This is a genomic window from Streptomyces sp. NPDC096152, from assembly GCF_044763235.1.
Lineage (GTDB): Bacteria > Actinomycetota > Actinomycetes > Streptomycetales > Streptomycetaceae > Streptomyces.
In genome coordinates, this window is record NZ_JBIWFW010000002.1 from 717,286 (window position 1) to 729,713 (window position 12,428).

The window sequence follows — 12,428 nt, forward strand, 5'->3', positions numbered from 1 at the left end:
CGTCTGCCCAGCCTGCGCGTCGCGCACGCTGGGCAGCGCATGCATCTGGTGGGACTGGGCCGTGGTGGGCCTGACCGCTTCGCTGCGTGCCTGCGTGCCTGCGTGCCTGCGTGCCTGCGTTTCTGGGTCGGGGTGCCGTGACCGTCCGTCACCCCTCGCCGTCTGATTGCTGTTGCGCTGACCTGCGCGGCGATCTCCGGGACGATCGCCGCGCCCCGGCCGTTCCGAGGAAGCCCCGCACACCGGTTGAGGATCGGCGCTCATGCCCGGCCTGCCCCCCTACGAGGGCCGACGGCCCCCGTTGTCCTCGATCAGTTCTCGGGTGCGGCGCAGCAGTGCCTCCCGCACGTCGTCCGGGGACAGCACTCGTAGCGGGGTGCCCAGGCTGAGCAGGTATTTGGCGAGACCGTCCGCGTCAGGGCCGCCGATCTCGACGATGGTGTCCCCGGGGCCGTCCGAGCGGTGGGTGCCGACCGTGGGCGGGACCAGGCGCAGCGCCCGGTCCAGGGACAGCGGGAGGCGGACCGTCACGTAGAGCGGGTAGGCGCCGCCGGCGATGCCTCGCGAGACAAGAAGCGCCGGGTCGGGCGGGTCGACGAATTCCACCACCTGCCCCGTTGGCTGCGCTTGCGTCACCCGGTCGGCCCGGAACGTCCGCCACTCGTCCCGCGCCACATCCCGGGCGACGAAGTACCAGCGCCTCCCGGTGTGCACGAGGCGGTACGGGTCGACATCCCGGACGGTGGCCTTTCCTTCCCGGTCCCGGTACGACAGGCGAGTGCGCTCACCTCGGCGGCACACGGTGGCCAGTTCCAGCAGCATGCCCGGCGCGATCTGCCGCTCGTCGGGCCTGGGTGTGTGCACGAACGCGGCATCCAACTCGCCCAGCCGGTCAGCGATCCGCGGAGGCAGGCCCTGGCGCAGTTTCAGCAGCGCGGACAGCGAGGCCTGGTCGCTGCCTAGGACGCCGCTGAGCGCGGCCTCGCGCAGGGCGACGGCCACGGCGAGTGCCTCCTCGTCGTCGAGGACCAGCGGCGGCACCCGGGTGCCGCCGCCCAGACGGTAACCGCCCCACGGCCCGGGCTCGGATTCCACGCCGTAGCCGAGTTCCCGCAGCCTGGCGATGTCCCGGCGGACGGTGCGCTCGGTGACCTCCATCCGCCCGGCCAGCTCGCGGCAGGTCCACGACGGCCGCGCGGACAGCAGCGAGACCAGTCGCAGCAGGCGGGCGGAGGTGCTGATCACACCCCGAAGTCTCTCCCATGACCAGGACAGAATCCGTCCTGGTCCCGGCGTAGCGTCTTCCCCATGAGCACCGCAAACGCTTCCGCGCCCGCGATCCGCTACGCGGCCGTCACGTTCGACTGCCCGGATCCCGCCGAACTGGCCCGCTTCTACGGCGGTGTCCTCGGCCTGCCCGTCGTCTACTCCAGCGACGACTTCATCCTGCTCGGCCAGGAGGGGTCGGCCGGACTGGGGTTCAACCGGCTGGCCGACTACCGGCGCCCCACCTGGCCGGGCCCCTCTCAGGAGAAGCAGGCCCACATCGATCTGGGCGTCGACGACCTGGATTCGGCGCAGGCTCACCTGGTGGCCCTGGGTGCTGTCGAGCCTCCGACCCAGCCCCAGCCCGATCGGTGGAGGGTCCTACTGGACCCCGCCGGCCACCCGTTCTGCATCTCCACCTTGGTCTGAACCTGATCGGCCGATTGATGACCACGACCGCGCACCCGGGCAGGGGTGGCGAACTCGCCGCCGTCCTGCTGACAGTCGCGGAACGACTTCGCGGCTTCCCGGGCTGCGAGATCTACCTCATCAGCCAGGACGGAACAGACCCTGACACGGTCCACGTCGCCGAGGCCTGGCAGGACGACGCCGGCGCACAGGCCGCCCTCGCCTCCGCCTCCCGCCGACGGCCCCGCCCCCTCCGACGTCCTTGCCCTGCTGTCGGCCCCGCCGCGCCGCACGGACCTCACCGTCCTGGACGGCGTGGGCCTCCCGACCGAGGGCCGACCCTGACGAACGAGCCACCGACCACAGGCAAATGGGCCCCGGCACAGCCCATTCCCTGCTCGAAACCCTCTGAGAGCAAAGCTGAGACATGGCTGAAGACTTGGAAATCATCCTGTTCGAATCTGCCGAGGCATTCGAGCGCTGGCTGGACGAGCATCACTCCTCCTCGCCCGGCATCTGGCTGAAGCTCAGGAAGAAGGCTCCGGGCGTCGTGGCTCTGGACTACGCACAGGCCCTCGACGTTGCACTTTGTTACGGCTGGATCGACGGGCAGAAGGGCCGGTTCGACGACTCCTACTGGCTGCAGCGGCTCACGCCGCGCAAGCCGAAGAGCAAGTGGTCGAAGATAAACCGTGATAAGGCCGAAGCCCTGCTCGAACATGGACGAATGCGGCCGTCCGGTCTTGCCGAAGTCGAGCGTGCCAAGGCGGACGGTCGCTGGGACGCCGCGTATGCCGGGTGGAAGAGCGCCTCGGTGCCGGACGATCTGACTGAGGCGCTCGCTGCGAACCCCGCCGCTGCGGAGTTCTTCGCGACACTGGACGGCCAGAACCGATACGCGGTCCTGTACCGCGTCCAGGACGCCAAGAAGCCCGAGACCCGGGTGCGGCGGATCGAGAAGTATGTGGCAATGCTGGCTGAGCAGAAGAAGCTCTACCCCTGAGGTGAAGCTCTACCCCTGAGGTCCGCCGACCGGAGTCTGCACCTGGGGCGTGCCGGTGAACGGGATGCCGCCGTTGGGGCGTCCCGTTGCCAAGAACCTTCTTGCTTTGGGTCCGCTTCCGTTCTTCCCGTGAGTCGATCTTCTGTACATGTTCCGGACAGGATGTTGAGATGACGCACGCCGTAAGAGCCATCGCGCGGCGCATGTATGACGCATTCAATTCCCGTGACCCCGCCGCGGCGGAGACGATCTTCTCCGGCGACTTCGTGAGCCACCCACTGGGAACCATTGGTGTCGACAGCGTCGTGAAGGCGTGGAACGGACTCCACGCCGCGTTCCCCGACATCCAGGTCACCGTCGAAGACATGCTCGTGGACACAGACAGGGCCGCAGTCCAGGGGGAAGGCTGTCCCTCAGCATCCGCAGGGATCCCATGCAGGGGCGAGCGTTCCTCGATGATGGAGATCTTCCGGGTGCAGGACGGCCGCATCGCCGAATTGTGGGGCATGTCCACGCTCAACCGCTCAGCGGACGGCAGCGCGACCTCGGGGTGAGCGCGTGTGGGATGCGCTCAATCGTCACCGCGATCAACGAATGGCTCTGATGGTCGGCCTGAGATCAGGCCGAAGACGGCTCGCCTTGATTATGCAGGTAATTACCTGCATAATCGAAGTGTGAGCCTCGAAGCGAGAGCGATGGACTCGGTCTTCAAAGCGCTGGCCGACCCCACCCGACGACTCCTGCTCGACCGTCTGCGCGAGCACAACGGTCAGACGCTGAGCGAGCTGTGCGAACGCCTGGACATGGCGCGCCAGTCAGCGACACAGCATCTCGACCTCCTCGAGCGGGCCAACCTCGTGACCGTCGTACGGCGCGGACGGGAACGACTTCACTACCTCAACCCGGCGCCCATCCACGAGATCGAGGAGCGCTGGATCTCGGGGTTCGACAAGCCCCGCCTGCAAGTGATCAGTGCCATCAAGAACCAGGCAGAGGAGTACGCCATGACCAGCGGACCCACATCCGTGCCGACCTACGTCTATGTCACCTACATCCGCGCAAGCGCCGAGCAGGTGTGGCAAGCCCTGACGGACGCAGACCTGACGGCGCGCTACTGGGGCCACGCCAACGTCTCGGACTGGCAACCGGGCTCGACCTGGGAGCACCGGCGCACCGACGGATCAGGCGCCGTCGACGTGGCCGGACGAGTCATCAAGGCCGAGCCGCCGACGCGCCTGGTCATCACCTTCGACGACGCCCCTGACGCCGAATCGCCGAGAGAGCCGTCGGTTGTCACCTTTCTCGTCGAACCGCACCACGACATCGTCCGACTCACCGTGACCCACGAGAATCTCGCCAACGCGGAGATGTTCAGCGGGATTTCGCACGGGTGGCCGGCCGTGCTGGCGAACCTCAAGTCGCTGCTGGAGACCGGCGAGGTCCTCCCACAGGCGCCATGGGAGATGTACCGCGCACATGACTGAGCCGGAGCCCCCACAGGCCGTCCCCCATTCACTCTGCGCACGACCGCAGAAGGAGGAAGACATGATGGACACCACCCCGCTTCGGGACGCCTACCGCGCGCTGCTGGACGCGGCCGCCACCGTGGCCGACTCCGGCGACACGAGCCCCATCCCGCCGGCCGGCGAGTGGAACGCAGACCAGATCCTCGCGCACGTCGCCATCGTCACCGCCGCCACCATCACCGCCGTCTCCTCTGCCGCTACGGGAGCAACGGCGACGTACGACAACCGCATAGCGCAGGACACCTGGACCCTCGAACGCGTCATCGCGCTCGCCGGCAGCAACACGGGGCTCCGGGACCGCCTCCGCCTCCAGGCAGACGCCCTGTGCGCACTCGGCGGACCGATGCTGAGCGAGGCCGAACTCGACACCTTGGTGCCCGCCCTGCTCCTGTCCCACGGCAAAGCCCTGGTCGACCAGCCCGTGCCGCTGAGGGACCTTATCGCCGGCCTCGCAGAAGTGGAGCTGCCCGGCCACACGGAACAGCTCCTGGCCCTACTACCGGAAGACGCCCGGGCCGAAGCCACAACCTGATCTTCCGACGTGAGGCGACGGACAGTCCGCAAGTGCCGGCCGGAGTGCCGGCAGACGAGGGCATCGCACGGTCATCGCCCAAGGCCGTGACAACACCGACGCTCACCGGCCCGCGCACCGAGACCACCTGGGATACGGGATGGGCCCCGACCATGGGCGCCGAGGGAATCGCGCTCTCTGAAGAGGCCTTACTCGGCCTGATTTTGGGGGGTGTGGCCCGGGCGCGTGTCGGCGCGTACTCCTGCACTGTGGAGGGGCCGGTACGTAGCTTTCGATACCCGGCTGCCGGCCCCGACCTTTTGAAATCATGTGAGCCGCAAGACCGCGTGGTGGCGGTCTAGTTCGGTGGGGTGGGGGAGGGGTGCACGGATGGAGCGGCCGGTGAGTTAAGGCTGTGCCTGCCTTCCAAGGCTGGCGGGCGTTCAGCCGAACAGGGTGGTGCCGATACCGGAGCCGGGAACTTCCACGTGAGGGCGCACGTCGTGGTCCGCTACGACAAGGACGCCCCACACCGGTTTGCGGCAGTGCGGCGCGAACGGGCCCGAGCCAGCCCACCGAGGACCATGGCGATCAGCCCCAGCACCAGGGCCACCGCGCCACCGACTACTCCGTTGCCGGTGCCGGGACCACCGTCGGCGACGGCCAGATTGACCGCGCCGCCGACCACCGCGATCAGCCCCGATACCAGGGCCACGATGGCCCCATTTTTCCCACCGCTGCCGATACGACGGCTGGAGCGGGCTAGCGCCAGTCCACCGATGACCACGCCGACCAGCGCCAGCAGCGCGGCCGAGGTGGCCCAGAATCGCGCGGCGGTCAGGGTGTATGCACCGACGTCGCCCGACTGGGCCAAGGCGTGCGCGGCCGCCGGTGCGGCAAGCGAAAATCCGACGGACATGAGGTCCTCTCCTTTTCATCCTGCGACTGGTTATGGCCTGAGCATGTCCGACAGACCCATCGCCGGTCGTCCGGCAGACGCAGACACTTTGACTACCGCCGATGCTGCAGGCGCCGCGCGGGTACCGCGTGTGCGGTAGGCGGCCGCTCGTCCGCAAGCGGGATTCGCCCTCAGAGACATCCGGCTAGGGTGCGCGCATGGACAAAGGGCGGATCCGTGTCCTGGCCGGTGTCACTGACTGGGCGGTCGCTGCCGGGGTGGCGGCGCTGCTGCTGGGTACCGGGCGGTCCGGGGAGCACCCCGGCACGGGGCCCGATCTGCTCGGCTACGTGCTGCTGGCGGCCGGTGGCCTGGCGCTGGCCGCGCGCCGCCGGGCTCCGCTTGTTGTCCTGGCCGTCACCGGGCTGTGCGCGGTGGGGTATCTGGCGGCCGGTTTCGACGTGCTCGCCGTCTCGTACCTGGTCGCGGTATACGCCGCAGTGCGGGCCGGGCACCGTGCCATCACGGTGGCGACGTCCGTGACCATGCTGGTCGCTCTGCACCTCACGGCCCTGGTCTTCCACGACGGGCCCGTGGGCGAGGCGTTCGCGCAGGCCCGCGGCACCCTGGAGGTGGCTTGGCTGATCGCGGCCTTTGCCGCGGGGGAGGCTGTGCGGCAGGCCGAGCGGCGGGCGGACGAAGCCGAGCGCACCCGGGAGGAGACCGCGCTGCGCCGCGCCGATGAGGAACGGCTGCACATAGCACGGGAGCTGCACGATTCGCTCACCCACCAGATCTCGATCATCAAGGTGCAGTCCGAAGTCGCCGTCCACCTGGCCCGACGGCGCGGCGAGCAGGTGCCGGAGACCCTACTGGCGATCCAGGAAGCCGGACGTGAGGCGACTCGCGAACTGCGCGCGACCCTGCAAGCTCTGCGCAACGACGACGCCACCCCGCCCCGTGGGCTCGACCACATCCCGGAGCTGGTGGAGCGGGCCGGCAACACCGGCCTGAAGGCGACTCTCACCATCGAAGGACAGCGGCACGATGTACCGGCCGCGGTGGGCCGGACCGCCTACCGGATCGTTCAGGAGTCGCTGACCAACATTGCCCGCCACGCCGACGCCGCCACGGCGTCGGTCCGGATCGACTGCCGGCCCGACGCCCTCGCGATACGCATCGACGACGACGGCAAGGCCACGCCGCACACCGCGCCGACGCCCGGCCTCGGGCTGCTCGGCATGCGCGAACGTGTCACCGCCCTCGGCGGCCGGCTGCGCGCCGAACCGCGCAGCGAGCGCGGCTTCACCGTCCAGGCCGAACTCCCCGTGGAGCAGATGTCATGATCCGCGTCCTGCTGGTCGACGACCAGCCGCTCATTCGCAGCGGATTCCGCGCGCTCCTCGACCTCGAAGACGACATCGAGGTGGTGGCCGAGGCCGCCGACGGACAGGAGTGCCTGGCGCTGGCCAGGGAGCACCTGCCCGACATCGTGCTCATCGACATCCAGATGCCCATCGTCGACGGCATCGAGGCCACCCGGCGCATCGCCGCCGACCCGGCCCTGACCCGGGTGCACGTCGTCATTTTGACCAACTACGGCATGGACGAATACGTCTTCAACGCGTTGCGTGCCGGCGCCGCCGGATTCCTCGTCAAGGACATCGTCCCCGAAGATCTCCTGCACGCCGTACGCGTCGCCGCCCGCGGCGACGCTCTGCTCGCACCGTCCATCACCCGCAAGCTGATCCACCGGTACGTCACCCAGCCGATCCACACTCACACCGGCACCGGACTGGAAGAGTTGACCAACCGCGAACGCGAGGCTGTCGCACTTGTCGCGCAGGGCCTGTCCAACGACGAGATCGCCGACCGCTTGGTGATCAGCCCGCTGACCGCGAAAACCCACATCAACCGGGCCATGGGCAAGCTCCACGCCCGCGACCGCGGTCAACTCGTCGTCCTCGCCTACGAATCCGGCCTGGTAGCCCCGCGCAACTCCTGACATCCACGGTCCGGGCGCAGGCCTGCACATTCGACCGCATCTGTCCGGCGGGCCGCTCGCCGGCCGGCGCGACCGAGGAGGAATCGCCCAGGTTCTCGTGTGAACCGCTCTCACCACGACCGACGCCTCCTTACGTGAGGGATGGGCACCCTGCCTGGGTCAGAGGGTCATGAAGGGCGAGTACTCGATGAGCAGGAGCCTGCGCAGCGCATTGCGGATGCGCGACAGGACTCGGCGGCGCGGCGACGCGGGTACAGACATGACTCCCCCAGCGGCGGTAAGGTACGCCTAGCTGCGTACCTCATGCAAGGTACGCAGCTAGGCGTACCTTGTCGAGGGGTGAAGTGATGGCGGAAGGCGAATTGGTGCACCCTCGCGCTGAGGAGTTGGAGGTGGGGCCCATCCTTTTGGCGCTCGCTGACGCGAACCGGCGTCGAGTCGTGGCTGAACTAGCCGCACAGCCGAATAAAGAGCGGCTGTGCGCTTCCTTCGACCTGCCGGTGGGCAAGTCCAGTCGCACACGTCACTGGCGAGTACTGCGCGAGGCAGGGCTGGTGTATCAGCGCGACGCGGGAAACGGTCTGTACATGCGCCTCCGCAAGGAGGACTTGGACCGCCGATTCCCCGGCCTGATCCAGGCCGTGATCGACGCAGGCTAATCGAGCGATGAGCTGGGTCAACGTGCTGTAGGACGGCGATAGCCGATGAGGACTGCGGCTATGCCGACGAAGGCGAGGAAGTGTTCGGCCTTGCGTTCATAGCGGCGGTGGAGCCTTCGGCAGGCGGCCAAACCAGGACACGGTCCTCTCGACCACCCGGCGGTGACGGCCCAACCGGTTGCAGTCGCCGCGCCGCCGGAATGACCCGCTGCCGTAGCTGACGGGACGGCAGAATGCTGTCGGGAAGTCACCTGACAATGAGTCTGTTGTGCGGGGCCACTCGGGGGAGATCGATGACGACACACAAGGGCCTGGACGGTGAGGCACTGGAGCGGCTGCGCGTCCTGACCGAGCAGAACGTCGTGGGCATCTGGGCCGGCGAGGCTTTCTGCGGGACCGGGTTCTTGGTGACGCCTGACACCGCCCTCACGTGTGCGCACGTGGTGGCCGGGCGCGAGGAGGGCAGCCTGACGGCGACGGTCGGGGGGCACACCGTCGCGATCGAGGTCATCAGTCTTATGCCCGAGACGAAGGGCGCAGGAAGCACTTACGGCTTTCCGGATCTCGCCGAAGTGCGGCTGAGCGAGCCCGCGCACGATTTGCACGGGGTGTGGCTTGCCAGTGCGGGTCCGACGCAGGCGGCGTCGGTGTCCATCCACGGATTCAGCGGGCACACGTTGGAACCGGGCGTCCAGCCCGACACCCTGCACCTCACGGTGGCCGGTCGAAGCGGGCGCTTCGTGCGGCTTCAGTGGGACCAGGTGGTCCAGGGATTCAGCGGCGGTCCGGTGCTCGATACGACGACGGGGCGTGTGTGCGGGGTGCTCAAGGCGTCACGCCACGAGAAGGGAATGTCTGGGGGGTGGCTGATTCCCGTCGACGCCGTGGAGGAATGCTCGCCGGGGTTGCTGGAACGTAACCATGCCGCGCACCGGCCCGGGACGGTCTGGTTCGATCTCGCCCGCAACCGCAGGGGACGGCAGGCAGACCTCTTCGGTCCCGAGCCAGGCGGTCCGAGTTCGGGGAACACGCCAGCGCAGATGCTGGCACGCGGAGCAATGCCGTTCGTGGACCGCCCAGAGCTCAGCGAGCTCCAAAACTGGTGCTATGAACTTGACGATCAGTTGCTGCGCCTGTTGTACGCGCCGGGCGGTTCGGGCAAGACCCGCCTGTCCGCCGAACTGTGCCACCGACTGCGGCACATGGGCTGGATCGCGGGATTCGCAGACAGGGAGTCGCTTGGCAACCCTCTGCGCCGACCCCAGTGGCTGGAAGGCCTCACCGCCGCGCTCGGCGCGGGTTTCCCCTGCTTGGTGGTGTTCGACTATGCCCAAGCACGGCTCGGCGACATCAGCGCTCTCATGACGCATGTCCACCGGCACCGACCTGATGGCATCACCCTGCGCGTGCTGCTGCTGGCACGTTCCGAGGAGCCCTTGTGGCATGCGCTGAAGGAGGAGTTCGAAACACACTACATCGAGGACTGGGCTTTGAGGGGTGCGAGCTCACAGAGGCTGCCCAACACGCTGAGCGCCAAGGACCCCGGCACCCTGGTCATTGAGGCGTTCGGGGAGTTCGCACGCCTGCTGGAATGCCCGTGGGTGCTCATGCCACCGTCCCTCGCGCGCCGGGCCGGCCAGCAGGACTCGATTCTGGGAATGCTTGCGGCTGCCCTCGACGCCGTCCTTACCCTGCGCCAGGGCGAGGAGTGGAGGGAAAGCGACGATCCGCTGGCACGGATCTGTCGGCACGAGATCACGGGGTGGTACACGCTGCTGGAGGACCGTCTCGGGGCGGGCGGTGTCCTGGCGGGGCGGACCGGCCGGATGATGGCAGAAGGTCTGTTGCTGGTGCCGACCCTGGCCCAGCGGCGAGACGGGGGTGACCTGACCGCGCTGTTGACGTCCGTGCGCAGGACTGCCTTCCCCGGGCAGCCGCCCGTCAACGCCCCTGCAGTGCATTCCTGCTTACGCGCGCTGTATCCCGCAACGGACGGTGACCACGTCGCACCCCTTGAGCCTGACCGGCTGGGCGAGATCCTGGTGCGGCGTGTGCTGGCGGAGCCCGAGAGTTCAGGCGACGTCGTCGCCTACCTCGGGGCTGTTCTGGATGTGTCCGCGCTTCGGAACAAGCAGGCGCGGACCAGGGCCGTGTTGGAGACACTCGACGTCCTGGCCCGGGCCCGTGGCTGCACGGCCGTGGGCCGGGTTGCGGACCATCCTGCCCACACGGTCCTCGACCGGGCGCTTGCGCAGGTCGTGCGCGATAATCCCCGAGTCCTGGTGCCGGCCCTCGTAACCGTCGGCGCCCGCGTGCCGCACGCCGAGCCCTTGGTGGACCTGATCCAACCAGTGCTGGAGACCTGCGAGACCGACCTGCTCTGCCTTGTCGAACCCTGTCTTCCCGGCTATCCGTCCAGCCTTTCCGCGTTGTCGGCGCTCGTGCTTCAGCGGCTGCTCCAAATGCCTGACGCGGGGAGCGACCACACCAGTCGGCACATCCGTCTGAGGCGTCTGCGTAGGTACAGCCTGCGACTGGAGGAGAGCGGACACCGGGAGGATGCCGTGCGGGCAGCTGACGAGGCGGTCCTGCTCAGCCGCGATCTTGTCCGCAGGTCCGCGCAGTATCGGTCCGACTACGCCGCGGCGTTGCACAACCTGAGCCTGCTGCGGCACCGGTCCGGGGAGACGGAGTCGGCGTTGGGGCTCAGCGTCGAGGCTGTGTCCCTATACCGGGAGCTCATAGGCAGCAATCCCGATATGCGGCATCGAACCCTCATGGACATGGCAGGTGCGCTGAGCACGCTGGCCTTGCTGCGGCTTGGAGATACACAGGTCAACGGCGCGGCCCGTGATGCCGCCGAGGGCGTCATGCGGTGCGAACAGGTGCCGGAAGGAGCTCGTGAAGACGAGGTGTACCTCACCTGCCTGGAAACCCTGGCCGAGTGCCGCCACCGCATAGGCAAGACCGAGGAAGCACTCACCTCCAGCATGCAGGCGGTCGAGCGGCTGGAGGAGTTGCTCAGGCTCCGGCCCGGCCGCTATCTCGCCCGGCTGCCCGAGACCCTGCAACGCCATGGCTTCGGGCTGATCCGGGCCGGGCGTTTCAGCGAGGCCTACCAGGCGCTGAGCCGGGCGGCGACGGAGCGCGCGGCGCTGTCGTTACGTACCTCGCCGCGACTGCGTGAGCAGCAGGCGATGGTGCTCCAGGTGCTGCTCCAACTCAGTGACGAATTCGATGAATTCACACACGAGCACTCATCATGGGTGCAGATGAAGACCGTGCTGGACGGTTGCATGAGCTGAAAGGAGCCCGGCGCCGATGGACAACGTAGCGTCTGCCCACGCCGAACCCCCACCCATCCGGCGGCAGCGGGCAGTGGAGGTCTTCCGGAACCGCTTCGGTGCGCTGTTCAACGATGAAGTGCTCTCGCCGTCGGGCAAGCAGGGCCGCTATCTGCGCTGGCAGTGGTCCCACAGCGGAGTGGTGATCGTCCCCATGGGGCAGGACGGTTTCGCGTTCGTTCCCACGTACCGATACCCGATCGGCGAGGTCTCCCTGGAGTTCCCCCGGGGCGGTTGCGAAGCGGATGAGGATCCAGCTGTGGCGGCCGTACGGGAACTACGGGAGGAGACCGGCTTCGACTGCGCCCCGTCCGCACTGCGCCCACTGGGCGTCATTCACGCCGAGACGGGCTTGATCGAATCGGACGTGCATGTTTTCGCCGCCGAAGTCCGCCCCACCGGATCAGCAGGCACCCCGTCGGCCGCCGAGCCGGAGGCCATGGAGTCGGTGGCCGAGCCGGTCTGGGCCTCGCGTACGGAGGTGGTGAAGTGGCTGCAGAGCGGCAGCGTCACCTGTGGCGTGACGCTGGCTGCCCTGGCGCTTGCAATCGCAGACGGCTCCGGCACCGGCTCCGAGCCGCCGATGTGAGCGGCGTCCGGCTCAGCCGACGTACGCACCCGTGATCACGCGCTGCCGCATCTGCTGTGCGTCGAGTTCTCCGATGCCGGCCGCGCCGTCTGCGGCCGGCACACTCCGGTCGACGACCTGCAAGTCGAGGTAGTCCTCGTCCCCGTCGGCCGCCGGCACATCGAGTCCGGCGCCGAGCGCGCCGGTCAGCGAGTCCTGGGAGATGCCGAAGCGCATCAA

14 protein-coding genes and 1 pseudogene are annotated in these 12,428 nt (G+C 68.3%); 11 read left to right on the forward strand and 4 right to left on the reverse strand.

Annotated features, from left to right (window positions below; all coding sequences use genetic code 11):
- Positions 1-279: 279 nt before the first annotated feature.
- Entirely contained in the window at positions 280-1,245 is a 966-nt protein-coding gene (locus ACIQ9G_RS08790) for a helix-turn-helix transcriptional regulator (RefSeq protein WP_403607603.1), read from the reverse strand.
- A gap of 63 nt (positions 1,246-1,308) precedes the next feature.
- Here ACIQ9G_RS08790 and ACIQ9G_RS08795 point away from each other — a divergent pair, with 63 nt between their 5' ends.
- The 6 genes from ACIQ9G_RS08795 to ACIQ9G_RS08820 all read left to right on the forward strand — a co-directional run bounded on the left by ACIQ9G_RS08795 (position 1,309) and on the right by ACIQ9G_RS08820 (position 4,735).
- The gene (locus ACIQ9G_RS08795; protein WP_403607604.1) at positions 1,309-1,695 is read left to right on the forward strand and encodes a VOC family protein; all 387 of its coding nucleotides are present in this window, start codon (positions 1,309-1,311) and stop codon (positions 1,693-1,695) included.
- Between the two features lie 17 nt (positions 1,696-1,712).
- A complete protein-coding gene (locus ACIQ9G_RS08800) occupies positions 1,713-2,198 on the forward strand; it encodes a putative quinol monooxygenase (RefSeq protein WP_403607605.1) in 486 nt (161 codons plus the stop codon).
- Positions 2,102-2,677, forward strand: coding sequence for a YdeI family protein (locus ACIQ9G_RS08805; protein WP_403607606.1), 576 nt, complete (start codon positions 2,102-2,104; stop codon positions 2,675-2,677). The genes ACIQ9G_RS08800 and ACIQ9G_RS08805 overlap by 97 nt, the downstream gene beginning before the upstream one ends.
- Before the next feature lie 170 nt (positions 2,678-2,847).
- Positions 2,848-3,231, forward strand: coding sequence for an ester cyclase (locus tag ACIQ9G_RS08810; RefSeq protein WP_403607607.1), 384 nt, complete (start codon positions 2,848-2,850; stop codon positions 3,229-3,231).
- 141 nt (positions 3,232-3,372) lie between these two features.
- Positions 3,373-4,161 (forward strand): ArsR/SmtB family transcription factor, encoded by a 789-nt coding sequence (locus ACIQ9G_RS08815; RefSeq protein ID WP_403607934.1) that lies wholly within the window; start codon positions 3,373-3,375, stop codon positions 4,159-4,161.
- 61 nt (positions 4,162-4,222) lie between these two features.
- Positions 4,223-4,735 (forward strand): hypothetical protein, encoded by a 513-nt coding sequence (locus tag ACIQ9G_RS08820; protein WP_403607608.1) that lies wholly within the window; start codon positions 4,223-4,225, stop codon positions 4,733-4,735.
- 490 nt (positions 4,736-5,225) lie between these two features.
- On the opposite strand, the gene ACIQ9G_RS08825 is transcribed toward ACIQ9G_RS08820, so the two are convergent.
- Complete coding sequence (locus ACIQ9G_RS08825; RefSeq protein WP_403607609.1) at positions 5,226-5,633, reverse strand: DUF6223 family protein; 408 nt, start codon at positions 5,631-5,633, stop codon at positions 5,226-5,228.
- Between the two features lie 197 nt (positions 5,634-5,830).
- Between ACIQ9G_RS08825 and ACIQ9G_RS08830 the strand changes: the two genes are divergently transcribed.
- The 3 genes from ACIQ9G_RS08830 (at position 5,831) to ACIQ9G_RS08840 (ending at position 8,276) form a co-directional block, all read left to right on the forward strand.
- The gene (locus ACIQ9G_RS08830) at positions 5,831-6,958 is read left to right on the forward strand and encodes a sensor histidine kinase (RefSeq protein WP_403607610.1); all 1,128 of its coding nucleotides are present in this window, start codon (positions 5,831-5,833) and stop codon (positions 6,956-6,958) included.
- Entirely contained in the window at positions 6,955-7,617 is a 663-nt protein-coding gene (locus ACIQ9G_RS08835; protein ID WP_403607611.1) for a response regulator, read from the forward strand. The genes ACIQ9G_RS08830 and ACIQ9G_RS08835 overlap by 4 nt, the downstream gene beginning before the upstream one ends.
- Positions 7,618-7,964: 347 nt before the next feature.
- Complete coding sequence (locus ACIQ9G_RS08840) at positions 7,965-8,276, forward strand: ArsR/SmtB family transcription factor (protein WP_403607612.1); 312 nt, start codon at positions 7,965-7,967, stop codon at positions 8,274-8,276.
- Positions 8,277-8,293: 17 nt separating this feature from the next.
- On the opposite strand, the pseudogene ACIQ9G_RS08845 reads toward ACIQ9G_RS08840, so the two are convergent.
- Positions 8,294-8,456: pseudogene (locus ACIQ9G_RS08845) on the reverse strand (IS5/IS1182 family transposase); the annotation flags it as partial.
- 113 nt (positions 8,457-8,569) lie between these two features.
- Between ACIQ9G_RS08845 and ACIQ9G_RS08850 the strand changes: the two are divergent.
- Positions 8,570-11,581, forward strand: a complete 3,012-nt coding sequence (locus ACIQ9G_RS08850) for a trypsin-like peptidase domain-containing protein (protein ID WP_403607613.1) — start codon at positions 8,570-8,572, stop codon at positions 11,579-11,581.
- Positions 11,582-11,597: 16 nt separating this feature from the next.
- The gene (locus ACIQ9G_RS08855) at positions 11,598-12,209 is read left to right on the forward strand and encodes an NUDIX hydrolase (RefSeq protein ID WP_403607614.1); all 612 of its coding nucleotides are present in this window, start codon (positions 11,598-11,600) and stop codon (positions 12,207-12,209) included.
- Positions 12,210-12,221: 12 nt separating this feature from the next.
- Here the strand turns inward: ACIQ9G_RS08855 and ACIQ9G_RS08860 are convergent, their stop codons facing one another.
- Entirely contained in the window at positions 12,222-12,425 is a 204-nt protein-coding gene (locus ACIQ9G_RS08860) for a hypothetical protein (RefSeq protein WP_403607615.1), read from the reverse strand.
- Between the last annotated feature and the right edge of the window lie 3 nt (positions 12,426-12,428).

Bases quoted from the DNA above. Each gene is read 5' to 3' on its own strand.
- ACIQ9G_RS08815 (WP_403607934.1), top strand. From the start codon at position 3,373: ATGGACTCGGTCTTCAAAGCGCTGGCCGACCCCACCCGACGACTCCTG.
- ACIQ9G_RS08805 (WP_403607606.1), top strand. From the start codon at position 2,102: ATGGCTGAAGACTTGGAAATCATCCTGTTCGAATCTGCCGAGGCATTC.
- ACIQ9G_RS08860 (WP_403607615.1), bottom strand. From the start codon at position 12,425: ATGCGCTTCGGCATCTCCCAGGACTCGCTGACCGGCGCGCTCGGCGCC.
- ACIQ9G_RS08825 (WP_403607609.1), bottom strand. From the start codon at position 5,633: ATGTCCGTCGGATTTTCGCTTGCCGCACCGGCGGCCGCGCACGCCTTG.
- ACIQ9G_RS08855 (WP_403607614.1), top strand. From the start codon at position 11,598: ATGGACAACGTAGCGTCTGCCCACGCCGAACCCCCACCCATCCGGCGG.
- ACIQ9G_RS08840 (WP_403607612.1), top strand. From the start codon at position 7,965: ATGGCGGAAGGCGAATTGGTGCACCCTCGCGCTGAGGAGTTGGAGGTG.
- ACIQ9G_RS08830 (WP_403607610.1), top strand. From the start codon at position 5,831: ATGGACAAAGGGCGGATCCGTGTCCTGGCCGGTGTCACTGACTGGGCG.
- ACIQ9G_RS08795 (WP_403607604.1), top strand. From the start codon at position 1,309: ATGAGCACCGCAAACGCTTCCGCGCCCGCGATCCGCTACGCGGCCGTC.
- ACIQ9G_RS08800 (WP_403607605.1), top strand. From the start codon at position 1,713: ATGACCACGACCGCGCACCCGGGCAGGGGTGGCGAACTCGCCGCCGTC.
- ACIQ9G_RS08835 (WP_403607611.1), top strand. From the start codon at position 6,955: ATGATCCGCGTCCTGCTGGTCGACGACCAGCCGCTCATTCGCAGCGGA.
- ACIQ9G_RS08810 (WP_403607607.1), top strand. From the start codon at position 2,848: ATGACGCACGCCGTAAGAGCCATCGCGCGGCGCATGTATGACGCATTC.
- ACIQ9G_RS08850 (WP_403607613.1), top strand. From the start codon at position 8,570: ATGACGACACACAAGGGCCTGGACGGTGAGGCACTGGAGCGGCTGCGC.
- ACIQ9G_RS08820 (WP_403607608.1), top strand. From the start codon at position 4,223: ATGATGGACACCACCCCGCTTCGGGACGCCTACCGCGCGCTGCTGGAC.